Below are 22661 nucleotides of genomic sequence, written 5' to 3'. Positions count from 1 at the left end.
AGGCCCCCTGCCGCGGCAGGGGGCCTTCATTCGTTCACGCGTCCCCGTGCCCCCGGACGGGCAGGGCGGTCACTCCGTCCGCCAGCCGCGTTCCAGCCGGGCGAAGATCTCCTCCGCCGCCCGGCGCGGGTGCTTGGCGGCCAGGATCAGCTCGCGTGCGGCCAGCGCGAACCTCGCCAGCGCCGCGCACGCCACGTCGTCCTCCGGTGCGCCGCTCTCTTCGGCGATCGCCCGGGCGAGTGTCGTCTCGTGGCGCATCCACATCCGCCTGGCGTAGTCGCGCAGCACCGGTTCACTTTCGATCAGCCGCACGAACTCGTCGCTCGGCGCGCCGTGGGACACCATCCGCAGGAGGTGCTCGCGCAGGGCGTCCACGATCGTGTGCCCCGGCGGCCGCCCGTGCACCGCGCCGACCAGGCCCGCCTCGACGTCTTCGTCCTGGTCGAAGACGAGGGCTTCCTTGCTGGGGAAGTACTTGAACAACGTCGTCACCGAGACGTCCGCGGCGTCCGCGACCTCCTTCACGCCGACCTTGGCGTAGCCGCGTTCGAGGAACAGCTCGAGCGCGGCGTCGGCGAGGGCTTTGCGCGTCTGGGCCTTCTTGCGCTCACGACGTCCGATCACTTCGGTCATGAGCAGAAGTCTAACTCACTCCAAAAGTTTAGTGATTGCATCTTTTGAGTCATTGTGTTTTCGTAGTGACATGACTTCTTCCCGTATCGCGATCGCCGGCGCCGGGCTCGGCGGACTGGCCTGCGCCCGCGTCCTGCAGCTGCACGGCCTCGACGTCACCGTCTTCGAGCAGGAACCCGCCGCCGACGCGCGGCCACAGGGCGGCACGCTCGACATGCACGCCGACACCGGCCAGATCGCGCTCCGCACGGCCGGCCTCCACGACAAGTTCCGCGAGCTCGCCCGGCCCGAAGGCCAGCAGATGCGCGCGCTCGACCCGCACAGCGCCGACGCCGTCGTCGACGAGATCCCCGCCGAAGGCGACGACTCCCGGCCCGAAATCGACCGTGGCCAGCTCCGCGGCATCCTGCTGGACTCCCTCTCCCCCGGCACCGTCCGCTGGGGGCGGCCGGTGGCGGAGGTCACCACGACCGGGGACGGCGCCCGGCTCGGGTTCGCCGACGGCGCCGTCGAGGAGTTCGCCCTGGTCGTCGGCGCCGACGGCGCGTGGTCCCGCGTCCGCCGCGCCCTCACCGGGTTGGCGCCGGAGTACAGCGGGGTCACGTTCGTCGAACTCGGCTTCGACGACGCCGACCGCCGTCACCCCGTACTGGCGGAGCTGACCGGCCAGGGCTCGATGATGACGAAGACCGGCGGCCGGGTGCTCTTCGCCCAGCGCACCAGCAACGGTCACATCCGCTGCTACGCGGCTTTCTACGCGCCCGAACCCGTGCGGCCCGGCCCCGCCGACCTGCTCGAGCGCTACGCAGGCTGGCACCCGGACCTGCTCCGGTTCCTGCGCGAGCACGACGGCGAGTTCGCGTACCGGCCGCTGTACGTCCTGCCCGTGCCGCACGCCTGGACGACGACGCCTGGGCTCACGCTGCTCGGCGACGCCGCGCACCTGATGCCACCCCTCGGGGTCGGCGCGAACCTCGCCCTGCTGGACGGCACCGAGCTGGCGACCGCACTGGCCACGGCGCCGAGCGTCGGGGACGCGGTCCGCGCGTACGAGGCGGGGATGCTCCCGCGGTCGATCGAGACCGCGAAGGCCTGCGCTTCGGGCCTGCACGACCTGCTGAGCGACGACCTCCGGTCCATGGCGGCCTGAGAACTACCGACGGGTGACCACACGTGGGTACCATGATTCCCACGATGTGGTCATCTTGGTGCACGCTGGGAAACAGCACTCGCACGCTGAGTAGCACCTATCACCGATCGACCCCCGAATGGCCTAGCCGATTGCGGAATCCGGACGCCGGAGCATCGACTCCGGGTGAAACTAACCGTCTCCGTACGCGACCTCGTTAGCATCCGCACATTTCTCTGCCGCTGCGCGTCCCGATCGGGCCCTGAGCGCCTCTCACCACCAAGTCCACAAGACGAATGGGGTCGCCAGCGATGAGTACAGAGGGACTCTCGATTCCAGGCATCTCGATCGCCGGCTCGGGGCCATCGGCCGCCGAGCGGGTCCGCAAGCGCGGGCTGAGCCTGTTCGGCTCGGTTCCCCGCCCCGCTGTGGTCACGTTCGCCATCGAGGCGGCCGCGGTCATCCTGGCCGTGCTCGACGTCTGGCTGGTCATTCCGGAGAAGGCCCAGCCGTACTCGATCTACCTGTCCGGCGCCGCCTGCCTCGCGGTGGTGTTCCGCCGGAAGTTCCCGTTCCTCGCCGTGCTCGTCGCGGTCCCCGGCTTCCTGGCCGGCTGGGCCCAGCTCGCGTCGATGATCACGCTCGGCATGCTCGCCACCCGCCGCCAGCTGCACTGGCAGACCTGGGTCGGCGCCGCGCTGGTGTGGATGTGCCGGTTCGTGCAGTGGCCGCTGGAGGACTTCGCCGAGCTGAGCTGGCGTGAGCACATCCTCGACGGCATCTACGGCGTCCTGGTCGCCGGCATGCCGATCGCGATCGGCCTGCTCATCGGCGCGCGGACCGAGGTTTCGAACAAGCTCGCCGAGCTGGCCACGAGCCGCGACCGCGAGCGCCGTTTCCACGCCGACGCCGTCCGCGCCGAGGAACGCGCCCGGCTGGCCCGCGAGATGCACGACGTCGTCTCGCACCAGATCACGCTGATCGCCATGCAGGCCGGCGCGCTGCAGGCCCAGACCACCGACGACCGGGCGATGGAGACCGCACAGGTCATCCGCATGTTGTCCAAGCGGACGCTCGAGGAGCTGCGTTCGCTGGTCAGCGTGCTGCGAGCCGGATCGGACGACGACGGCCCGCGGCCGGGCATCAACGAGCTCGACCGGCTGATCCGCACCTCCGACGTCCCGGTGCACCTGACCGTGGAGCACCTGCCGGAGGCACTGCCCAACCAGGTCTCGGCGGCGGCCTACCGGACGGTGCAGGAGTGCCTGACCAACGTCCACAAGCACGCCCCGGGCGCGACGGCGACCATCCGCATCCAGGGTGAGCACGGCGCGCTCAAGATCGAGGTCCGCAACGAGCGGGCGAACCGGCCGACGGAAGGCCTGCCTTCGGGCGGCCACGGCCTCACGGGCCTCGCCGAGCGCGCCCGCCTGCTGGGCGGAAGCTTCGAGACATCGGGAACGGAGGACGGCGGCTTCCGCGTGCGGGCCCGGTATCCGCTGGACCGCTGACCTCCGGCCCCCGGTATCCAGTTTAGTGGCGGGTACCGACGTTTCCGGATCGGACGACGCCGCGAGCGGTGGGTTCAGGGCCGTTTCGGTCCGGAATCCGCCGCTCGCGGCTCTTCCGCTCCTCGAACTGTCGGTGGCCGCCGGTAGCGTGGAATCGGGGGCTGCTCGCGTGGCCGCACGGCCTGCTCGCGTGGCTGGCCGGGGCCTGCTCGCCTGGCTTGAGGAGCTGCTCGCGTGGCCGGAAGGCCTGCTCGCGTGATCAGGAGGGGCTGCCCGCGTGCCTGAAGGGCTGCTTACCCGCCCGAGGAGCTACCAGCGGTGGATCGGGGCAGAAACTCGCGTGTCCCAGCGGGCATCGCGCCGATGCGCGGCTGAGCGAGCTTGAGCTCGGCAGCTCACCGCCGATGCCTGGTTGAGCGCGCGAAAAGCCACCTCGAGGGGGTCCGCTGCCCTCGGGGTGGCTTTTCGGTGGAACGAACGCTTAGATGATTTCCCGGCGCTTGCGCAGGCGGGCGAGCGCCTCCGCCAGGATGGCCTCGCCGTCGGCGTCGCTGCGCCGCTCCTTCACGTAGGCCAGGTGCGTCTTGTACGGCTCGGTCCGCGGCGCGGCCGGTGGGTTCTTTTCGTCCTGTCCGCCGGGGAGCCCGCAGCGGGGGCAGTCCCATTCGTCCGGGATTTCCGCGTCCATCGAGAACGACGGCTTGGCCTCGTGCCCGTTGGCACACCAGTAGGAGATGCGACGCCTCGGCGCTGACTCGCCCCGTTCCGATTCGCCCGTAGGACCAGCACCCACCCGGGTGCCCCGAATCGCGTTACCGCCAACCATGAATCCTCACACCTAGGAATCGGCGGCGCGCCCCCCAATAGGCACGCCGAATCGCTGCGCCCCGCCGCCGTGACCCGGTCGCGGCCGACGACGGAACGCCGGACGCCTCACACCTTGAGCAGCAGACCCAGGCCCACGATGCTGATCAGCCAAACCGCGCCCAGCCCCAGGGTGATGCGGTCGAGGTTCTTCTCGGCCACGCTCGACCCGGCCAGGCTCGACTGCATCCCACCGCCGAACAGCGACGACAGGCCACCGCCCCGGCCCCGGTGCAGCAGCACCGCGACCACCAGGAAGACGCTGGTGACGATCAACAGGATTTGCAGGAACAGCTTCATGTCATCCCTTGGGCTCTAGGAGAATGCAGGGGTACGGCATGGTCGTTTCCGACCACCACCGTACCCCTGGACTCGTCCACTGCTGTGTGACGGACCGGATACACAGGCTACCCGGTCGTGGCCTCGATCAGGGCAGCGGCCCGCCCGCGGCGAGTGCGCAGAGTTTCGTGAACTCCTCACCGTCGAGGCTCGCTCCGCCGACCAGGGCACCGTCGATGTTGTCGCAGGCCACCAGTTCGCCGATGTTGCCCGACTTCACCGATCCCCCGTAGAGCACCCGGACGGACGAAGCGACCTCGTCGCCGTACTTCTCCTGGAGGGTGGCGCGGATGGCCTTGCAGACCTCTTCGGCGTCCGACGACGACGCGACCTTGCCGGTGCCGATCGCCCAGACCGGCTCGTACGCGACGACCACGCCGGAGACCTGCTCGGCCTTGAGGCCCTTCAGGCCGTCGATCAGCTGCGTCGTGGTGTGGTGGATGTGCTCGCCGGCCTCGCGGACCTCGAGCTTCTCCCCGATGCAGAGGATCGGCGTGATGCCGTGCTTGAGCGCGGCCTTGACCTTCTTGTTGACCAGCTCGTCGGTCTCGGCGTGGTACTCGCGCCGCTCCGAGTGGCCGACGGTGACGAACTTGCAGCCCAGCTTGGCCAGCATCAGGCCCGAGATGTCCCCGGTGTAGGCGCCCGCATCCTGCGGTGCGATGTCCTGCGCGCCGTAGGTGAGCGACAGCTTGTCGCCGTCGACCAGGGTCTGCACGCTGCGGATGTCGGTGAACGGCGGCAGCACCGCCACGTCGACCTTCGCGTAGTACTTCTCCGGCAGCGCGAAGGCGATCTTCTGCACCAGCGCGATCGCCTCGAGGTGGTTCTGGTTCATCTTCCAGTTGCCGGCGATGAACGGCTTGCGTGCCACTAGTTCTTCTCCTCCAGAGCGGTCACGCCCGGCAGTTCCTTGCCTTCGAGGTACTCCAGCGAGGCACCGCCGCCGGTGGAGATGTGCGAGAAGCCGTCTTCGGGCAGGCCCAGCTGCCGCACCGCGGCCGCCGAGTCACCGCCGCCGACCACGGTGAACGCGTCGCTCTTCACGAGCGCCTCCGCGACGGCACGGGTGCCGCCGGAGAAGGCCTCGAACTCGAACACGCCCATCGGGCCGTTCCAGAACACGGTCTTGGCGTCGGCCAGCTTGCCGGCGAACAGCTCGCGCGTCTCCGGGCCGATGTCCAGGCCCTCACGGTCGGCCGGGATCGCGGTGGCGGCGACGACCTCGTGCTCGGCGTCGGCCGAGAACCCGGTCGCGGCGAGGACGTCGACCGGCAGCACCAGTTCGACACCGCGCTTCTCCGCCTCGGCGAGGAAGCCCTTCACCTGGTCGAGCTGGTCGGCCTGCAGCAGCGAGTTGCCGACCTCGTGGCCCTGGGCCTTGAGGAAGGTGTACGCCATGCCGCCGCCGATGAGCAGCCGGTCGACCTTGGTCAGCAGGTTCGCGATGACGCCGAGCTTGTCGGACACCTTCGCGCCGCCGAGCACGACCACGTACGGCCGCTGGACGTCGTCGGTGAGCTTCTTCAGCACGTCCAGTTCGGCCAGCACCAGGCCGCCCGCGTACGCCGGGAGCACCGAAGCGACCTCGTAGACCGAGGCCTGCTTGCGGTGGACGACGCCGAAGCCGTCGGAGACGAACGCGCCGCCCGGGACGAGCGCGCCCAGCTCGGCGGCCAGCTCGGAGCGGTCCACGGCGTCCTTGCTGGTCTCGCGGGCGTCGAAGCGCACGTTCTCCAGCAAAATGACACGACCGCCGGCCAGGCCGCCGGTCAGCGCCTTGGCGGACTCGCCGACCAGGTCACCGGCCAGCGCGACCTCGGCGCCGAGCAGCTCGGAAAGCCGCTTCGCGACGGGCGCGAGGGTGTACTTCGGGTCCGGCTCGCCCTTGGGGCGGCCGAGGTGCGCGGTGACGACGACCTTGGCGCCCGCGTCGGCGAGCTTTTTGATCGTCGGCAGGGCCGCGCGGACCCGGCCGTCGTCGGTGATGCGATCCCCGTCGAGCGGGACGTTCAGGTCGGAACGCACGAGTACGTACCGGCCCTGAACGCCCTCGCCCAGCAGGTCTTCGAGGTTCTTGACGCTCATCGGATTCAGGAGAGCTTCGAACCGACGAGCTTGACCAGGTCGGCGAGGCGGTTGGAGTAGCCCCACTCGTTGTCGTACCAGCCGACGACCTTGACCTGGTTGCCGATGACCTTGGTCAGCGGCGCGTCGTAGATGCAGGACGCCGGGTCGGTGACGATGTCCGAGGAGACGATCGGGTCCTCGTTGTAGCGCAGGTAGCCCGACAGCGCACCTTCGGCGGCGGCCTTGTACGCGGCGTTGACCTCTTCGAGGGTCGCGGCCTTGGTCAGGGTGACCGTGAGGTCGGTGGCCGAGCCTGTCGGCACCGGGACGCGCAGCGCGTAACCGTCCAGCTTGCCCTGCAGCTCCGGCAGGACCAGGCCGATGGCCTTCGCGGCGCCGGTCGAGGTCGGCACGATGTTCAGCGCGGCGGCGCGCGAGCGGCGCAGGTCCTTGTGCGGCGCGTCCTGCAGGTTCTGGTCCTGCGTGTACGCGTGGATCGTGGTCATCAGGCCCTGCTCGATGCCGAACGCGTCCTGCAGGACCTTGGCCAGCGGGCCGAGGCAGTTGGTGGTGCAGGAGGCGTTCGAGATGATGTTCTGCGAGCCGTCGTACTTGTCGTCGTTGACGCCGAGGACGACGGTCAGGTCCTCGCCCTTGGCGGGCGCGGAGATGATGACCTTCTTGGCACCGCCGGCGATGTGCGCCTTGGCGGCGTCGGCGTTGGTGAAGAAGCCGGTCGACTCGACGACGACGTCCACGCCCAGGTCGCCCCAGGGCAGGTTGGCCGGGTCGCGCTCGGCGAGGGCCTTGATGGTCTTGCCGTCGACGACGATGCCCTCGTCGCTGACGCTGACCGCACCCGGGAACCGGCCCAGGATGGAGTCGTACTTCAGCAGGTGGGCCATCGTGGCGACGTCGCCGAGGTCGTTGAAGGCGACGACCTCGATGTCGTGACCGCTGGCCTGCACGGCGCGGAAGAAGTTGCGGCCGATGCGGCCGAAGCCGTTGACACCTACGCGAACGGTCACTGCTGCCACTCCTCTGAGGATCGGCCGGAGTCCCGGCCGTGACTTGCGGGCTCGGCGCCACCCTAGCGTGCGGGCATGCGCGTCCCTGACTGCCCTGACGAGACTTCCACCACTTGGCGAACGGGTCAAGAATCGATTAAGAAACCGGGGCGCTCCGCAGGGTCGCGAGGGGTGGACGGCCCGGGTGGGCGACGCGGGGTCCGGGACCGGTTCCGGCTGGGAGTGCCGGGTGCGGCGGCCGGACCGGCGGTGGGGGCGGCGGGATCTTGAAGGATTCAGCCGCCGGGGTGCCGCGGGGCTTCGGCGGCCGGTTCCGGGGACGGCGCCGGCCGGCTTCGGCGCGGGCGTGAGGTCGATGACTCGACCGATCCAGCGACGGCGGGACCGGGCCGCGGCGGGCGATGAGGTGAACGAGCCGACCGGACCGGCGCGCCTTCCGCGGGCCGCGGACTCGAGTAGCCGGGCGCCCGTGCGCAGAGCCGGGCGCGCGCCCGGGCATCTGGGCCGCCCGCACGCAAGGCCAAGCGCCACCCCGGCATCGGAACCGCCCCCTGCATAGGGCGGGGTTTCCGCTCTCTTCAACCTCCTCAGCCGGCCAGCTCGCGTTCCAGCGGGGTGCGGAACCGGGGCGTCACCCGCACATCGCCGAACCAGCCGGCGCACCGGGCCGCTTCCGCCTCCGCCAGCGCGCGCGTCTCTGTGCCCACCTCCTCCAGCAGGCGGTACGCGATCTCCCCCGAAGGCCGCTGGGCCCAGCCACCGATCACCCGGCCGTCCGCCCAGATCGTCGGGCCGATGTTGCCGCTGCGGTCGAACAGGGCCGCTCGGTGGGCGCCGAGGAACCAGTCGCGGTCCTGCCAGCCCATCGGTGTCGGGTCCAGGGCCGGGAGGAACACCACCCACGGAGGGGGTGCCGGCACCGGGTCGAGGTCGTCCGCCAGTGCCACTCCGGGCTCGCCGTCGAGGTCGACCGGGACCGTCTCCAGCGCCGCCAGCGCCTTCTTCGCCTGGCCGGCCGACCAGCCCGTCCACCACCGGAGGTCGGATGCCGGGGCCGGACCGTACGCGCGCAGCCACCTCCGCGCCAGCTCCGCCCGGGCCTCCTCCGCGTCCCACGGACGCAACCCGCCCGGCACCCACTCGTCGAGGAGGTGCCAGACGTACTGGGTGCTGAGCCAGCTGCCGCGGGGACGGCCGCGGGCGATCCGGCCGCCCGCCGCCAGCAGGAACAGCACGCGGCTCGTCACGTTGCCGATCGCCTCGTACGGCTTGCCCGCCGCCATCAGCAGCTGCTGGCGCAAGCGGGGTTCGTCCTCGGTCAGCTGCTGCGCTGTCGCCGAGCCGCGGGTGCGCAGGGCCGCCTCGGCCGACGCCTCGACGTCGGCCAGCCACTTCCCCGGCTCCGGCACGTTCTCCGGGTGCCCCTGCCGGCCGAGGTGCTGTTCGAGCAGTTTCCGCTGCTTGACGACGATGTCCGCGGCGCAGCCGGCCTGCACCAGCGCCGCCGTGTCCAGGTCCGTCACGAACACCGTGCGCCGCATCCCGAGGAGCCGCACCAACGTCCGGTCTTCGTAGAGCGCCCGCTCCACCGACGACACCGCCGGACCGGCCAGCCGCGCGGACGCCGAGAGGTGGACGGTCGCCGGGTCGGTGGCGTGCAGCGCGACGACCCCGGCGACGGCGTCGGCCACCGAGGCCGCGGGCGCGGCGAGGTGGTGGCGGACGGCGAGGCGGGCCCGGCGCTGCTCGATACTGATCTTCGGAGGCACCCGCTGTTCCTACCACCTGCCACCGACAAAACCGCCTGGTCGCCGGGCCGGCCAGGCGCTAGCCTCGCGAAATGGTCTCCGGTGCGCACTTGGCGGCCTTCGCCGCGCTGACGTTCCTCATGGTCGTGGTCCCCGGGCCGAGCGTGCTGTTCACGATCAGCCGCGCGCTCACCGTCGGGCGGCGCGACGCGCTGCTCACCGTCGTGGGCAACTCCGTGGGCGTGTACACGCAGGTCGTCGCGGTCGCCTTCGGTCTCGGCGCGCTGGTGACGACGTCGGCCGCGGTGTTCACCGCGATCAAGGTCGCCGGCGCGGTTTACCTGGTGTACCTGGGGATCCAAGCCGTGCGCCACCGCCGGAAGCTGTCCGACGCGATGGCCGCGAAGGTGCGCGCCACACCGGGCCGGGTGCCGACCGTGCTGCGCGACGGCTTCGTCGTCGGCTTCGCGAACCCGAAGTCGATCGTGTTCCTGGCCGCGCTGCTGCCCCAGTTCGTCGACCCCGCTGCCGGGTCCGTGCCCGCCCAGATGCTGGTGCTCGGCCTCTGCCTGCCCGCGATCGCGCTGGCCACCGACAGCGCGTGGGCGCTGGTCGCCGGCACCGCCCGCGCGTGGTTCGCCCGCTCGCCGCGGCGGCTGGAGCTGGTCGGCGGCACCGGCGGCCTGGTCATGATCGGCCTCGGCACGACGCTGGCGTTCACGGGCCGGGGTGACTGAGCACCAGGTCGAGCAACCCCGGGAAGGCCGCGTCGAATTCGGGACGCCGCAAGCGGTTCAGCCGCCGCGCGCCTTCGTCGCGCTGCTCGATCAGGCCCGCCGCGCGCAGCACGGTGAAGTGGTGGCTGCGGGTCGCCTTCGCCACCGGGAGGTCGAACGTGCCGCACGCCTTCGTCCACTCCGGCACGGCCGCCAGCTCGCGGAGGATGCTGCGGCGCACCGGATCCGCGAGCGCCGCGAGGGCGTCCTGCAGGGTGACCTCGCCCGGCGGCACGTGGGTCAGCCCGCGGGCTCGCGCACTGTTCGATGACTGTCGTACACTCATCTGGTCGACCTCCATCGAACACTCTAGAAGGAGCAGCCATGGCCCGGCACCTCGACACCGCCTTCGGCCCCGACGCGCGCAACCGCCTCGACGAGGCCACGAAGCCCGGCCGGGAGGGCGCCCTGGCCGCGCTCGAATCCTTCTACTACGCCTTCAACCAGCGCGATCTCGCGGCGTTCCGCCAGGTCTGGACGAGCGATCCCCTGGCCCAGCTGAACAACCCGCTCGGCGGCATCCTGCGCGGCGGCGAGGCGATCACCGCGTTGTACGAGCGCGTCTTCCACGGCCCGGCCCGCGTCACCGTGACGCTGAGCGACATCGTCGAGTACGCCGGCGACGGCCACGCGGTGTTCGCCGGCCGCGAGACCGGCGAATACCGCGTGACCGAAACCGTTCCCCTGAGCATCCGCACGACGCGGTTCTTCGCCTACGAAGCGGGTCATTGGGTGCAGGTCCACCACCACGGCAGCATCGACGACGCCGAAGCCCTCGCCGCCTACCAGGCCGCGCTCCGCGGTTAGGCCAGCGCGCCGGCCAGCTCCGGCCACCACTCCCGCGGCAGGCTGTCGAGGGAAACGACCACCTGGTCGGCGCCCGCGGCCCGGAACTCCCGCAACCGCGCCACCACGGCGTCGAAGTCACCCCAGACGGTGAGGCCGTCGACCAGCCGGTCCGACAGGTCCGCGATGTCCGCGTCGGTGAACCCCATGCGGCGGAAGTTGGCCACGTACCCCGGAACCCCGGCCAGGAACTTCAGCGAGCCGCCCCGCACCACCTCGCGCACCTTGGCCTGATCGGTCTCCGCCACCACGCTCAGCAGCACGGCCAGCCGCGGCCCGGCGCCCAGGATCTCCCGCGCCGACGCGACGTAGTCGGTCGTCACGAGGTACGGGTACGCACCCGAAGCGCGGTCCCGGGCCAGCTCCAGCATCCGCGGCCCCAGCGCCGAAAGGATCCGCGCGGACGGCGGCACGACGTCCTCGATCTCGTCGAGGTAGTCGTGCATCGTGGCCAGCGGCCGCGCGCCGTGCGCCCCGCCCAGGCCGACCACGAACCGCCCGGCCGGCAGCTCCGAGTACGCGGCGGCCACCTCGGCCGACGGCACCCGGTCGACCGAGAGGATTCCGCTGGCCACCTGGATCCGGGACGTCCCGCGGACGACCTCGGCGATGCGCGGCAGGTTGTTCCCCTGGCCACCGGCCAGCCAGAGCGTGGCGTAGCCCAGCTCCTCCAGTTCGGTGGCGGTCGCCACGGCGGCGTCGGTGTCCAGTGCGGTGTGAGTGGCCCCCAGCGGCCCCAGGTTCGTCATGCGCGCGGCAACCGCGAAGCCGGCCGCGTTGTTCCCCTCAGGCCGATTGTTCGTCCACAGCGGAATCGGCGGGGTCTTCGGGGGCTCGCGTGAACATCCGCGTCGCCGAAAGCCGCGCCACGCCGTCCGGCTCGCCCAGGTCCTCGAGGGAGTTCCGGATCGTCGCGTCCACGGACAGGTACTTCCGGCCCGCCCGCAGGTCGGCGTCGTTGCGCAGCCGCACGATGAGCGGGAACTCCGCCAGCGCGCCCGCGTCGAAGAGGCCCGTCGTGTAGATGAGCTGCACGCCCAGTGCCTCGGCCACCGCCCGCTGCAGCTCCAGCAGGTACCCGGCCGACGCGCGGCCGATCGGGTTGTCGAGGAACAGCACGCCCGAGTGCCGGTTGCGGGCCTTCCCGCGGTTGTTGGCCCGCAGCGCGGCGAGGGTGCAGTAGAGGATGATCGCCGCGGTCAGCTGCTGACCACCGGAGAACACGTCGCGGATCTCCGAGACGCGCTGGCGTTCGGTCCGCAGCACCGAGTCCGGCTTCAGCATGTCGACCCGGAACCCCTTGGGCGCCGCCGCCCGGACCCCGCGCAGCACCAGGGACAGCCCGTCGCGCTTGACGTCGCGGCCGTCGGCGGTCTTGCCCACGGCGGCCTCGTCGACGACCTCGCCGAGCTTCTCGGCGAGCGCGTTGTCCTCCAGCTCGGCGAAGCGGATGCGCAGGAACTCCTGCCCGGACCAGTCGCCGAGACCGTCCGGCAGCCGGGAGACGCGCTGCGCCGACCGCAGCGTCCGCAGCGCGCCGTCGACCATGCCCTGCAGGCGGGTGATGATGCCACCGCGGTGCCGGTCGATCTGGGCGAGGTCGTCGGTCAGCGAGCGCAGCCGCGGCCGCAGCGCCTCCGCCCACTCGGCGGCGTGCGCGGGCAGCTGGTCGCGCTTGACCGAGATGACCTGCTGCCGCACCGGCGTGCTCAGCTTCTCGAACCGCTTTTCGGTCGCGTACTGCGCGAGCTGGTCCGCGGCCGCGCGCACCCGCCGGTCGCCCGCGTCGGCGGCTTCCTGGGCTTCGGTGAAGGTCGCGTTCAGCCGCGCGTGCTGGGCCCGTGCGGTGTCGGCGTCGCCGTCGTAGGCGGCGGCCGCGTGGCCGGTCACCAGGTGGGCCATCGATTCGGCGAGGAGCGCGAACCCCGACGCCGAAGTGCGGGCCGACTCCAGCGTCGCTTCCGCCGCGGCTCGGCGGTCCTGCAGCTCTTCCCACTTCCGCGCGGCCGCCGACGCCTCCAGCCCGGCCGCGTCGATCAGCTCCAGGCCGTGCTCGATGTCCTGCGGTTTCTCCCCGTTGACGCCGTTCTGCAGCGGCAGCGCGTCCAGTTCGGCGCGCCGCGTCGAGACGAGCCCGATCGCCTCGGTGCGCTCGTCCTCCAGGCTGTCGACGACCCGGCGGGCGCGCGCCAACGCGGCCGCGCGGGCCGACGCGTCGGAGCCGTCGGGCGTCTCGAGGAGTTCCGCCGCCCGGGCGCACACGGCCGCGTCGAGGGACTCGACGGCCGACCCCGCGGCCGCTTCGGCGGACTCGGCCTGCTCCAGCTCGGCCCGCAGGTCGCTGCCGACCTCGACCTTGGCGTACGACTCGGACGCCGACAGGTAGGTCCGGCGCAGCGCGTCGACCGGCTCGGACGGCACCGGGCCTTCGGCCGCCTCGGCCGCGCCGGGCACTTCGGCCAGTTCGGCGCGCGCGGTGGTCGCGGTCCGGCGGTGGCCGTCGGCGGTGCGCTGCTCCTCCCCCGCCTGCTCCCGCAGCCGCGCCGCGTGCCCCGCCGCGTCGGCGGCCTGCAGGTCGGCGCGCTCGGCGATCTCGGTCGCGCGCTCGGCGTCCTCGGTCCACTCCGCGATCCGGGCGCTGCGGGTGCCCAGCTCGCCGAGCCGCCGGGCCTTCTCCTCGGCCTCCGCGGCGGCCACCCGCAGCTCCGGGACGCGCTCGCGCAGCGACGCGGCTTTCTCGCTCAACCGCGCGAAGTCCGCGTCGGCCTGCGCCAGCGCCGTGCGGGCGGTCTCCCGCGCGGTGCGGGCCGCCTGGGCCAGCTCGGCCAGGGTCGCGATGGCGCCGGGCGGGTAGTCCTCGCGCCACGTCGTGAGCTTCCACGTCAAGGCGCCGTCGGCGGACAGCTTGGCGGACAACGCTTCCAGCCGCCGCTGCCGCTCGGTGTGCCGCCGCGCCACGGCTTCGCGCTCGGCGTCGGCGGCTTCTTCGTCGTACATCGCGGGGTTCGGCGGCACGAAGAACTCGACACCGGGCGCGGACGGCGCCTCGGCCTGCAGTGCATCGGTCGTGCCGACGGCGATGATCGCGCTCGGCAGCAACCGCCGCTTCGTGAGGACTTCGCGGGCGCGATCGGCGTGCGCGGCGTCGTTCAGCAGGACCCCGGACACCAGCTGCGGCAGGCTGTCCAGCACCTCGACCCGCCGGTCGATGTCCAGTTTGGACAGATAGCGCCAGCCGGACCACGCGGTGATCCCGGCCTCCTCCAGCACGTCGAGGGCGGCCTGGACGTCTTCCGGGGGCGGCAGCAGCCCGCCCGACCCCAGCGCGGCCAGGGCCCGCTCGTCGGCGGACTCCTCCATCCGCAGCGCGGTCTGCTCCTTCTCGACGGCCGCGCTCGCTTCGCGCAACCGCTCCAGCAGCACCGGAAGGTCGCTTTCGAGCGCGACGTCGTCGGCGCCGAGCAGCTCCACCAGCCGGCTTTCGGCGGCGAGCGCGTCGGTCCGGCGGTGGGCCCGGTCGAGGTCCTCGGTGGCGCGTTCCAGCCGGTCCTGGGTGGTGCCGGCGAGCTGGTGCGCCTCGTTCACGGCCCGTTGCGCGGCCTGGAGGTCCGTCGCGACCCGGTCGAGCTCCTGCTCCCGCCGCGTGAGTTCGGCGGCGGCCGCTTCGGCGGCGCCGCGAGCGGCCCGCGAAGCGTCGGCGACGTCGGTGCCCGAAGGCAGCAACCCCGCGCGTACGGCGTTCTGGACCTCTTCGCGCAGCTCGGTGATCCGCGCGGTCAGCCCCCGCGCTTCGGCCCGGCGGGCGGCCGCGAGATTGGCGGCCTCGTCGCGTTCGGTCTGCGCCTTCTCGGCTTCGGCACGCAACGCGCCCGCGTGCGCCTCGGCCTTGTCGGCCTGCCGCTGGGCGTCCTGCGCCAGGGAGTGCAATCCGCGAGCCAGCGCGGCGGCCGCGGCGTTGCGCGCCTGGAGCGCCGGACGCGCCTTCTCCTCCCGGCCGCCGACGAGCTCGCGCAGGTCCTTCGCCTTGCGCGCCGCGTTCAGCTGGTTGAGCACGGTCGCCGTCTCGCGCCAGGCCTCGGCCTCGGTCTTCGCGTCGGCCAGCTCGGCGTCGACGCGCCTGCGGACCTCCTGGGCCTCGTCCAGCCGCAGCACCGCGACGAGCCGGCGCAGCTCCGTGACGGCCGCGGCGAGCCGCCGGTGGTCGCCCTCGGCGAGCTTCTCGGCGGTCTTCACCTCGGCGACGTGGTCTTCGAGCCCGGACAGCCGCGCGTTCTCCAGCTCGTGGCGGGCGGCCACGCGCCCGGCCAGCCCGGCCATGTCAGCTTTCGCTGATTCAGCGATCTTCCGCGACTCCGCGGCGACGCCTTCTTCGGCGGCCAGCGGGCCCAGCAGCTCCAGGGCGCCGGCCACGAAGTCGCGCTCGGAAAGGAGATCGCCGCGCTGGGCGAGGTTGTGCGCGTAGGTCGCTACGACTTCGGCGAGGTCCTTCGGTTCGTCTTCGGAGATGACCGCGCGCAGCAGGAAGTCGACGAACGCGTCGTCGGTGCCGAAGGCGAACGCGTCCGCCGCCTCGCCTTCGCCGGCGTTCATCGCGCGCTGGTAGCGGAACAGCTCGGTGTCGAGGCCGAGGCCGTCGAGCCGGCCGGTCCACTCGTGGTGCCGGCGGGTCCAGGACAGTTCCAGCTCCGGTTCGGCCAGTTGCGCCGCGGTGAGCTTGTCGTGGAAGCCGGACATGGTGAGCAGCCGGCCGTCCTGGGTCATCGGCAAGGAATCGAGCCCCAGCGCCGGCGTCGGGCGGAAGCAGTACCAGGAGTCGACCAGGTTCTCGGAGTCGGCGGAGACGACGTGCCCGCGCCATTCGGAGACCTTGCCGGTGATGATCCGGTGCCCGCTCTCGACGTGCAGCCACTCCAGGACGACGTGCGAAACGTCCTTGGCCGCGACGAACTTCTCGAGCACCTTCGTGCTGGTGGTGCCGACGACCTGGCGGCGACCGGGCAGCATCACCGAGAAGATCAGCTTGATCAGCACGGACTTGCCGCCGCCGTTCTCGAGGAACAGCACGCTCGCCGGCGACGGGCGGCGCAGCTCGGCCGGCCCGGTCGCGTGGATGCCGGCGCTGAACAGCGCGTCCTGCTGGGGCGCGGTGATCTTGGCGCCGACGCCGCTGAAGTCGAGCACCACGTCCTGGTAGCGGGCACCCGCCGGACCCACCGAGTGCAGGCGGACCCGCGAAAGCTCGTACATCGATTCCCCTCTTTACAGCGTGTCCGACGCCGCGGCGCGCAGCGTGCCCCCGGCGTTCGCGACCGTGACGACGTCGAGCGCCAGGAGGTCGTCGAAGGCGGCGTCGGCGGCGAGTTCGCGGACCTGGATCTGGTAGCGCGGCGTGGTGCGGTAGGTCCCGCCCTGCTCGTCGCTCACCGGGACCAGGAACCCCTGGTCGGCGAGGAACCGCAGGGCGCGGCTGACCATGCCGCGGGTGGTGTCGGCGGCGAGGCGGCCGTCCTTGGTGGCGGCCGCGGCCGGACGCCGGGTGTACGCGCGCCAGGCCTGTTCCAGCTCGGGCGCGTCGGCCAGGGGGTCGTTGTTCGCCTCGGCCTGGGCGGCACGCTCGTCGAGCATCCGGGCCGCTTCGCGGACCATCGCGTCGACCTGCTCGACGCTGACGCGGCCGATGTAGGTGTCGTTGGCGAGGTCGTCCGGGCGCGGGTAGCCGAGCGCGGCGGTGGCGAGGTGGATGAGGCCGTGCAGCACCTTTTCCGTCTCGCGGCGCTCGCGGATCTTGGCCTGCCGGGCGTAGGAGTCCATCTTGATCTCGAAGACGGACTCGTCGGTGGCCGCGAGCACGGCGCCGGCCTGCTGGTTGACCTCGAGCACCATCAGCCCGAGCCCGGCGGCGACGGCGTGGGTCAGCGCCTTGAAGGCGTTGTCCTCGCCGTAGCGCCGGACGAGGTCGCCGTACACGACGTCACGCGCGGGCAGCTGCTTCGGCCGCATGCCGAAGGCGACCAGCCGGGCCGCGGCCTCGGCGTCCACGCTGCTGTGGGACAGCGCCATCAGGCGACCTCCTCGCTTTCTTCCTCGTCGGCGCGCTCGACGGCGGCCGTGGACAGCAGCAGGTCGGCGCCACCGAACTCCGGGTCGTCGAGCAGCGTGCCGTCGTCGACGGCGAGCAGCACCGAACGGTCGCCCTGCCGCCGCGCCGCGCCGACCCCGGGACTGTAGGCGTGGACCGCCCGCAGCGCGACCAGGGCCGCGAGGCCGGGCTGACGGCAGCGGCGGGCTTCTTCCAGCACGCCGGACAGCCGCCGCGGCACCTCCGGCAGGTCGAGCAGCTCGTCGGCGCGCCGCCAGACGTCGTCGCCGAACTTGTCGGTGACGTCGGCGGGCATGAGCTCCGGTTCCGGGATCTCGCCGACCAGCTGGTCACGCTCGGGCGCGGGCCGCAGCAGCAGCGAGACCAGCGAGGACAGCGACGGCACCACCGGGGCGGAGATGCCGGCGACGGCGTGGAAGAAGTGCTCGGCCGGCGCGACGGCGTCGGCCAGCGGCAGCCCGAGCGTCGGGACGAGGAGCTGGCCGAAGAGGTCGAGCGTGGCGCGCTGGGGCGGCCCCGAGAACTGCTGGCGGTCCTGTTCGGCGCGGAACACCGCGCCCGCGTCGGCGAGCCGGGACTGCAGGCGGGTGTGGCGGCGGATGCAGTCGCCGACGATGTCGACGAGCTCGGCGGCGCGGCGCTTGCGGTCGAGGTCCTCGGTGTCGTCGCGGGCGATGGTGATGTTCTTGAGGATGGCGTTCTCGGCGCGGAACCGGGTCTCGATGTGGCTCAGCGCGCTGTCCAGCAGCTCCGGGACCTCACGCTCCCAGTCGACCGAGCGGACGTCGCGGCGGGTCGCGTCGAGCTTCGCGCGCAGCGTTTCGCCGTACTGGACGGTCCGGTAGCGGGCCTGCTCGGCGGCCAGCTTCGCGTCGGCCAGCCGGCCCCGCGCGATCAGGTTCTCGAGCTTGACCTCGGCGGCGATCTGGGCCGACTCGACGTCGGTGTCGAGGGCACCGACCAGGACGTTGATCGCCTCGTCGGTGGCGCGCAGGTACACCTCGCCGTCGCGCGCGGCGAGCTCGACGAGCAGCTTGAAGTCGAACTGCCGCCGCTGGTAGCCGCCGGGTCCCATCGAGCCGTAGACGCGCCGGAACCCGCGGTCGGTGGTGCCCACGTTGATCAGGTTGTCGAGGACCCACTTCGCGACGCGGACGTGTTCCTCGGGCATCCGCGACGGCGCCTGCTGCGCGATGAACGGCAGCAGCCGGTCGATGACCTCGTCGTGGCCGGCGCCGGTGTCGAAGTCCATGGCGATGGTGACCTGGTCGATCGTGTGCAGCGCGATCTCGGCCATCTGGTAGACCGTGGCGTCGGCCCAGTCGAGCTTCGCCTTGCGCGCGTCCAGGTCGTGCAGCGGCGCGGTGCAGGCCAGCGCCTTGAGGCGGCGGGTCAGCCCCTCGTCGGCCAGTCCCATCGCCGCCCTGTCATCGTCTCGCACAGCAGGCCAGGCTAGTCGGCCACCCTCTGCGCACGCGCGGGTGACGGGCTAACGTCCCTCCCATGCGTGAGATGAGCCGTGCGGAGTGGTGGCAGTTCGCGTCCGAGGGCACCCGAACGGGCAAGCTCGGCCTGGTCCGGGCGAACGGTGCCGCGATCGTCACCCCGATCTGGTTCCTGCTCGACGAGACCGCCGACGGCGACGAGCTGGTCTTCACCACCGGCACCGAGACCCTCAAGGGCAAGGCCATCCGCCGCGACCCGCGGATCTCCCTGGTCGTCGACGACCAGGAGCCGCCGTACTCGTACGTGCAGTTCACCGCCGAAGCGCGGCTGACCCACGACCACGACGAGATGCTCGAGTGGGCGACGAGGCTGGGCGGCCGGTACATGGGCGCCGAGCGCGCCGAGGAGTACGGCAAGCGCAACGCCGTCCCCGAAGAATCGCTCGTCCGGGCGAAGATCACCAAGGTGATCGCGCGGGCGCACATCGCCGGCTGACCCCGTTTCGCTGGTAATCTGCCCCCGGGGGTGGGGGAATGCCTTCAGGGGACAGACGCGACGCCGTCCGGGCGATCGTGAGCGCCGGGCAACGGGAACTGGTGGCCGAGCTCGAACGGCTCGACGGCGGGGCGCGCTTCGGCCGGTCCGGCCGCACGCGGCTGCTGGAGAACGGTGACGTCTTCGAACGCGCGGTCGTCAGCGCGGCTTTTTCGGACGAGGTCTTCGCGGCCGGGCTGTCGGTCGTGCTCCACCCGCGCAACCCGTACGTCCCCGCCTTCCAGGCGCACTTCCGGTACCGCGAGTCGGCGGACACGTGGTGGTTCGGCGGCAGCGTGGACCTCCTCCCGTGCTACGGCTTCGCCTCGGACGCGACGCACTTCCACCGGGCGTTGAAGACCTACTGCGACACGCTCGACCCGGCGTTCCACGCGCAGGCGAAGCGGGCCTGCGACGACCACTTCCGGCTCCCGCACCGCGACGAGGCGCGCGGGATCGGCGGCATCGCCTTCGACCACCTGCACCTGCCCGGCCCGGACGGCTGGCGGCGCGCGGCCGCCTTCACCGCGGCGGGCATCGCCACGATCGCACCGGCGTACTTCCCGATCGTGCAGCGGCGGAAGGACCTGCCCCACGGCGAGCGCGAGCGGCAGTGGCAGCTCTACCGCCGGGGCCGGTACGTGGAGTTCACGCTCGTCCACGACGCGGCGACCGCCGTGCAGGCCGACGCCGAAGCGATCCTCATGGCGCTGCCGCCGCTGGCGCGGTGGGAGTCCGAGTTCAGTCCCGAGCCGGGCAGCGCGGAGGCCGGACTGGCTTCCTTCCTCCACCCGCGCGACTGGGCGGCCGAAACCCCGGTGACGGCGGGCTGACTCGAGCGGCCGTACCGCCGTCCGGGCGCGGGCGCCCCGCTGAGCGGGAAAGCATTTTCACGGTGGGTGAGCCATCCTGTCCGGTATTGACAGGCCCCGCCGGGAAGGTGTGAGATCTGTCCTCTAGATAGGAAAGTTTCCTAACTATTTGCGCCGGTGGTCCGCCGACCATTCCGCCCCCGGTCTCCCCCTGTCCCCGACCCACGCAGGAGGCTCCCAGTGGCACCCCGTCCACCGTGGCGCGCGGTCTTCGCCGGTACCGCCGTCGCGGCGCTCGGCCTCACCGCGGTCAGCCCGGTAACCGCTTTCGCCGCGACCACCGACTACGAAGCCGAAAACGCCACGATTTCGCAGGGCGCGGTCGAGTCCAACCACGCCGGCTACTCCGGCACCGGGTTCGTCAACTTCGACAACGTCACCGGCAGCTACGTCGAATACTCCGTGAACGCCGCGCAGGCGGGCACGCACACGCTGACCTTCCGCTACGCCAACGGAACCACCGCCGACCGGCCGGTGAAGCTGACCGTCGACGGCGGCGACAAGGGCACCGTCGACTTCCCCGCCACCGGCGCGTGGACGACGTGGAAGACCGTCACCGCGACCGTTTCACTGACCGCCGGGGTCAACAAGGTCCGCACCACCGCGACCACCGCCGACGGCGGCCCGAACGCCGACAAGCTCACCGACACCTTCACCGCGCCGGTCGACAGCGAACCGCCGTCCCCGCCGTCGAACCTCAAGGCGAGCACCATCCTGCCGACCGCGGCCACCTTCACCTGGACGGCCGCGACGGACAACGTCGGCGTCGTCCGCTACGAGATCAACCGCGGCGGCAACACCCTCAAGACCGTCGGCGGGACCACCACGAGCGCGACGGTCGACAACCTGACCCCGAACACGGCGTACGACATCTCGGTCGGTGCGTTCGACGCCGCCGGCAACCCGTCGCAGCAGAGCAACGTGGTCACCTTCACCACGCCGCCGAGCGACGACACCACCCCGCCCGGCGTGCCGGGCAACCTGCGCACCACCGGCGTCACCGCGAACAGCGTCTCCCTGGCGTGGAACGCTTCCACGGACAACAGTGGCACCATCGCGGGCTACGACGTCTTCCAGGGCACCGCGAAGGTGGCCACGACGACATCGCTCGGCACCACGATCACCGGGCTGACCCCGAATACCTCGTACAGCTTCACGGTCAAGGCGCGCGACCCCGACGGGAACAGCTCCGCGGCGAGCAACGCGGTCACCGCCAAGACGAGCGCTCCGGGCGGCGCGGGGGGCATCCCGGAGTACGACAAGGACATCGCGAAGGTCGACCTCGGCTGGTCGGTGGCCTTCCTGCCCGACGGCAACGCGCTGGTGACCGAGCGGGACCGGTTCGAGATCGTGCTGGTGACGCCGTCCGGCCGGAAGACCACGCTGGGCAAGGTGCCCGGCGCGGTGACCACGAACGGCGAAGGCGGCCTCCTCGGCCTGGCGATCTCGCCGAACTGGACGTCCGACCACGCGATCTACCTCTACCACACCGCTTCCGGCGACAACCGGATCGTGAAGATGACCTACGACGGCACCACGCTGTCGTCGACGTCGACGCCGGTGCTCACCGGGATCGCGAAGAACCGCTACCACAACGGCGGCCGGATCAGGTTCGGCCCGGACGGCAAGCTGTACGCCACCGTGGGCGACGCCAAGAACAGCGACAACGCGCAGAACAAGAGCTCGCTCAACGGGAAGATCCTGCGGCTGAACCCCGACGGCTCGGCACCGTCCGACAACCCGTTCTACGCCACCGGCGGCAACGCCCGGTACGTCTGGAGCTACGGCCACCGCAACCCGCAGGGCCTGGCCTGGGACTCCCGTGGGCAGCTGTGGGCGGCGGAGTTCGGCGAGAGCAGCCTGGACGAGCTCAACCTGATCCAGAAGGGCGGCAACTTCGGCTGGCCGAGCTGCGAAGGCACGCAGGGCAGCTGCAGCGGCTTCATCGCGCCCAAGAAGACCTGGCCGACGTCGCAGGCCGGGCCGAGCGGGCTGGAGATCGTCAACGACTGGATCTACATCGCCGGCGTCACCGGTGAGCAGCTGTTCGCCACGCAGATCAACGCCGCGGGCACCGGCATCGGCACGGTGTCGGCGCTGTTCTCCGGCCGCTGGGGCCGGCTGCGCTCGGTCACGAAGACCCCGGACGGCGGCCTGTGGCTGACGTCGACGAACAACGACAAGAACGGCGGCACGCCGTCGGTGCTGGACAACGTGATCGTCCGGCTGAAGTTCCCGGGCGGCTCGACGCCCTAGAAGCCGCGGCGGGGGTGACCGGAGCGGCGCCGGTCACCCCCGCCGCCCTACTGCGCGCCGGCCACCCGGCGCAGGTGGGCGTCGACGTCGAAGCCGTGCTCCTCCAGCCGCCGGCGGGCCAGCAGGAGCTCGTCGGGGGTGAACAGCTCGGCGTACTCCTCGCGGAGCATGGTCGCCTCGGAGCTGCGGCCGAGCTGGTTCTTCTCCCAGAGCATGGTGAATCCGCCGGCGGTGCCCGCCCCGCGCAGCAGCAGGCGGGCCGCCTCGACACCGCCGTGCTCGCGCACCATGCGCTCGAACTGGGCCGGCCGGTAGCCGTAGTCCTTGGCCAGGACCTGGCAACCGTCGAGCAGGTCCTCGGTGAATCGCGCGGCGAGCCGCGGATCGGCCGGGACGGATGCGGCTGGCTCGGGCATGGTGTACCTCTCGACGCGACGGCTTCCCAGATTAATCGCGAACCGCACCGGTTTCGCTACGCCATCCGAGCAAGAAATTCGCGACGAGCACTC

20 protein-coding genes are annotated in these 22661 nt (G+C 71.8%); 7 read left to right on the top strand and 13 right to left on the bottom strand.

All coding sequences use genetic code 11. The annotated features are described in order from the left end of the window. Window positions 1-69: 69 nt before the first annotated feature. The gene (locus AB0F15_RS09115) at window positions 70-633 is read right to left on the bottom strand and encodes a helix-turn-helix domain-containing protein (RefSeq protein ID WP_360267541.1); all 564 of its coding nucleotides are present in this window, start codon (window positions 631-633) and stop codon (window positions 70-72) included. A gap of 70 nt (window positions 634-703) precedes the next feature. Here AB0F15_RS09115 and AB0F15_RS09110 point away from each other — a divergent pair, with 70 nt between their 5' ends. Further along, on the top strand, window positions 704-1783 hold the full coding sequence (locus AB0F15_RS09110; RefSeq protein ID WP_360267538.1) for an NAD(P)/FAD-dependent oxidoreductase: 1080 nt from the start codon (window positions 704-706) through the stop codon (window positions 1781-1783). Between the two features lie 290 nt (window positions 1784-2073). After that, window positions 2074-3273, top strand: coding sequence for a histidine kinase (locus AB0F15_RS09105; protein ID WP_360267535.1), 1200 nt, complete (start codon window positions 2074-2076; stop codon window positions 3271-3273). Between the two features lie 481 nt (window positions 3274-3754). Here the strand turns inward: AB0F15_RS09105 and AB0F15_RS09100 are convergent, their stop codons facing one another. The 6 genes from AB0F15_RS09100 to AB0F15_RS09075 all read right to left on the bottom strand — a co-directional run bounded on the left by AB0F15_RS09100 (window position 3755) and on the right by AB0F15_RS09075 (window position 9343). Further along, a complete protein-coding gene (locus AB0F15_RS09100; protein WP_360267533.1) occupies window positions 3755-4099 on the bottom strand; it encodes an RNA polymerase-binding protein RbpA in 345 nt (114 codons plus the stop codon). A 107-nt stretch (window positions 4100-4206) separates the two neighbouring features. After that, window positions 4207-4437, bottom strand: coding sequence for a preprotein translocase subunit SecG (gene secG, locus AB0F15_RS09095; protein WP_013224669.1), 231 nt, complete (start codon window positions 4435-4437; stop codon window positions 4207-4209). A gap of 127 nt (window positions 4438-4564) precedes the next feature. After that, window positions 4565-5350 carry a triose-phosphate isomerase gene (gene tpiA / locus AB0F15_RS09090; protein ID WP_360267530.1) on the bottom strand — a complete coding sequence of 262 codons (786 nt, stop codon included), beginning with the start codon at window positions 5348-5350 and terminating at the stop codon, window positions 4565-4567. Then, entirely contained in the window at window positions 5350-6564 is a 1215-nt protein-coding gene (locus tag AB0F15_RS09085) for a phosphoglycerate kinase (protein ID WP_360267527.1), read from the bottom strand. The genes tpiA and AB0F15_RS09085 overlap by 1 nt, the downstream gene beginning before the upstream one ends. A gap of 5 nt (window positions 6565-6569) precedes the next feature. Further along, window positions 6570-7574, bottom strand: coding sequence for a type I glyceraldehyde-3-phosphate dehydrogenase (gap, locus tag AB0F15_RS09080; protein WP_360267525.1), 1005 nt, complete (start codon window positions 7572-7574; stop codon window positions 6570-6572). A 587-nt stretch (window positions 7575-8161) separates the two neighbouring features. Then, window positions 8162-9343: a winged helix DNA-binding domain-containing protein gene (locus AB0F15_RS09075; RefSeq protein WP_360267522.1), complete on the bottom strand. Its 1182-nt coding sequence runs from the start codon at window positions 9341-9343 to the stop codon at window positions 8162-8164. A 71-nt stretch (window positions 9344-9414) separates the two neighbouring features. On the opposite strand from AB0F15_RS09075, the gene AB0F15_RS09070 reads away from it, so the two are divergent. Then, window positions 9415-10059, top strand: a complete 645-nt coding sequence (locus AB0F15_RS09070; RefSeq protein ID WP_360267520.1) for a LysE family translocator — start codon at window positions 9415-9417, stop codon at window positions 10057-10059. On the opposite strand, the gene AB0F15_RS09065 is transcribed toward AB0F15_RS09070, so the two are convergent. Next, window positions 10040-10384 carry a helix-turn-helix transcriptional regulator gene (locus tag AB0F15_RS09065; RefSeq protein ID WP_360267517.1) on the bottom strand — a complete coding sequence of 115 codons (345 nt, stop codon included), beginning with the start codon at window positions 10382-10384 and terminating at the stop codon, window positions 10040-10042. The two genes, AB0F15_RS09070 and AB0F15_RS09065, sit on opposite strands and share 20 nt — an antisense overlap. A 38-nt stretch (window positions 10385-10422) precedes the next feature. Between AB0F15_RS09065 and AB0F15_RS09060 the strand changes: the two genes are divergently transcribed. Further along, the gene (locus AB0F15_RS09060) at window positions 10423-10905 is read left to right on the top strand and encodes a nuclear transport factor 2 family protein (protein WP_360267514.1); all 483 of its coding nucleotides are present in this window, start codon (window positions 10423-10425) and stop codon (window positions 10903-10905) included. Here the strand turns inward: AB0F15_RS09060 and AB0F15_RS09055 are convergent. Genes AB0F15_RS09055 through AB0F15_RS09040 form a run of 4 tightly spaced genes read right to left on the bottom strand, consistent with a single transcriptional unit; the run spans window position 10902 to window position 18461 of the window. Continuing rightward, complete coding sequence (locus tag AB0F15_RS09055) at window positions 10902-11693, bottom strand: TIGR03620 family F420-dependent LLM class oxidoreductase (protein WP_360267511.1); 792 nt, start codon at window positions 11691-11693, stop codon at window positions 10902-10904. The genes AB0F15_RS09060 and AB0F15_RS09055 overlap by 4 nt on opposite strands. Before the next feature lie 37 nt (window positions 11694-11730). Continuing rightward, complete coding sequence (locus tag AB0F15_RS09050; RefSeq protein WP_360267508.1) at window positions 11731-16191, bottom strand: hypothetical protein; 4461 nt, start codon at window positions 16189-16191, stop codon at window positions 11731-11733. Between the two features lie 12 nt (window positions 16192-16203). Then, on the bottom strand, window positions 16204-17004 hold the full coding sequence (locus tag AB0F15_RS09045) for a hypothetical protein (protein ID WP_360267505.1): 801 nt from the start codon (window positions 17002-17004) through the stop codon (window positions 16204-16206). Beyond that, a complete protein-coding gene (locus AB0F15_RS09040) occupies window positions 17004-18461 on the bottom strand; it encodes a hypothetical protein (protein WP_360267904.1) in 1458 nt (485 codons plus the stop codon). The genes AB0F15_RS09045 and AB0F15_RS09040 overlap by 1 nt, the downstream gene beginning before the upstream one ends. An 86-nt stretch (window positions 18462-18547) precedes the next feature. Between AB0F15_RS09040 and AB0F15_RS09035 the strand changes: the two genes are divergently transcribed. The 3 genes from AB0F15_RS09035 (at window position 18548) to AB0F15_RS09025 (ending at window position 22152) form a co-directional block, all read left to right on the top strand. After that, entirely contained in the window at window positions 18548-18985 is a 438-nt protein-coding gene (locus AB0F15_RS09035) for a PPOX class F420-dependent oxidoreductase (protein ID WP_360267503.1), read from the top strand. A 38-nt stretch (window positions 18986-19023) separates the two neighbouring features. After that, window positions 19024-19857 (top strand): coproporphyrinogen III oxidase, encoded by an 834-nt coding sequence (locus AB0F15_RS09030; protein WP_360267500.1) that lies wholly within the window; start codon window positions 19024-19026, stop codon window positions 19855-19857. A gap of 219 nt (window positions 19858-20076) precedes the next feature. After that, window positions 20077-22152, top strand: a complete 2076-nt coding sequence (locus tag AB0F15_RS09025) for a PQQ-dependent sugar dehydrogenase (RefSeq protein WP_360267498.1) — start codon at window positions 20077-20079, stop codon at window positions 22150-22152. A 47-nt stretch (window positions 22153-22199) separates the two neighbouring features. Here the strand turns inward: AB0F15_RS09025 and AB0F15_RS09020 are convergent, their stop codons facing one another. Further along, complete coding sequence (locus AB0F15_RS09020; RefSeq protein ID WP_360267495.1) at window positions 22200-22568, bottom strand: hypothetical protein; 369 nt, start codon at window positions 22566-22568, stop codon at window positions 22200-22202. Window positions 22569-22661 lie beyond the last annotated feature (93 nt).

The organism is Amycolatopsis sp. NPDC026612 (assembly GCF_040638285.1).
In the GTDB taxonomy this organism is placed as follows: Bacteria; Actinomycetota; Actinomycetes; order Mycobacteriales; family Pseudonocardiaceae; genus Amycolatopsis.
This window is presented reverse-complemented; position numbering and strand designations above follow the sequence as displayed.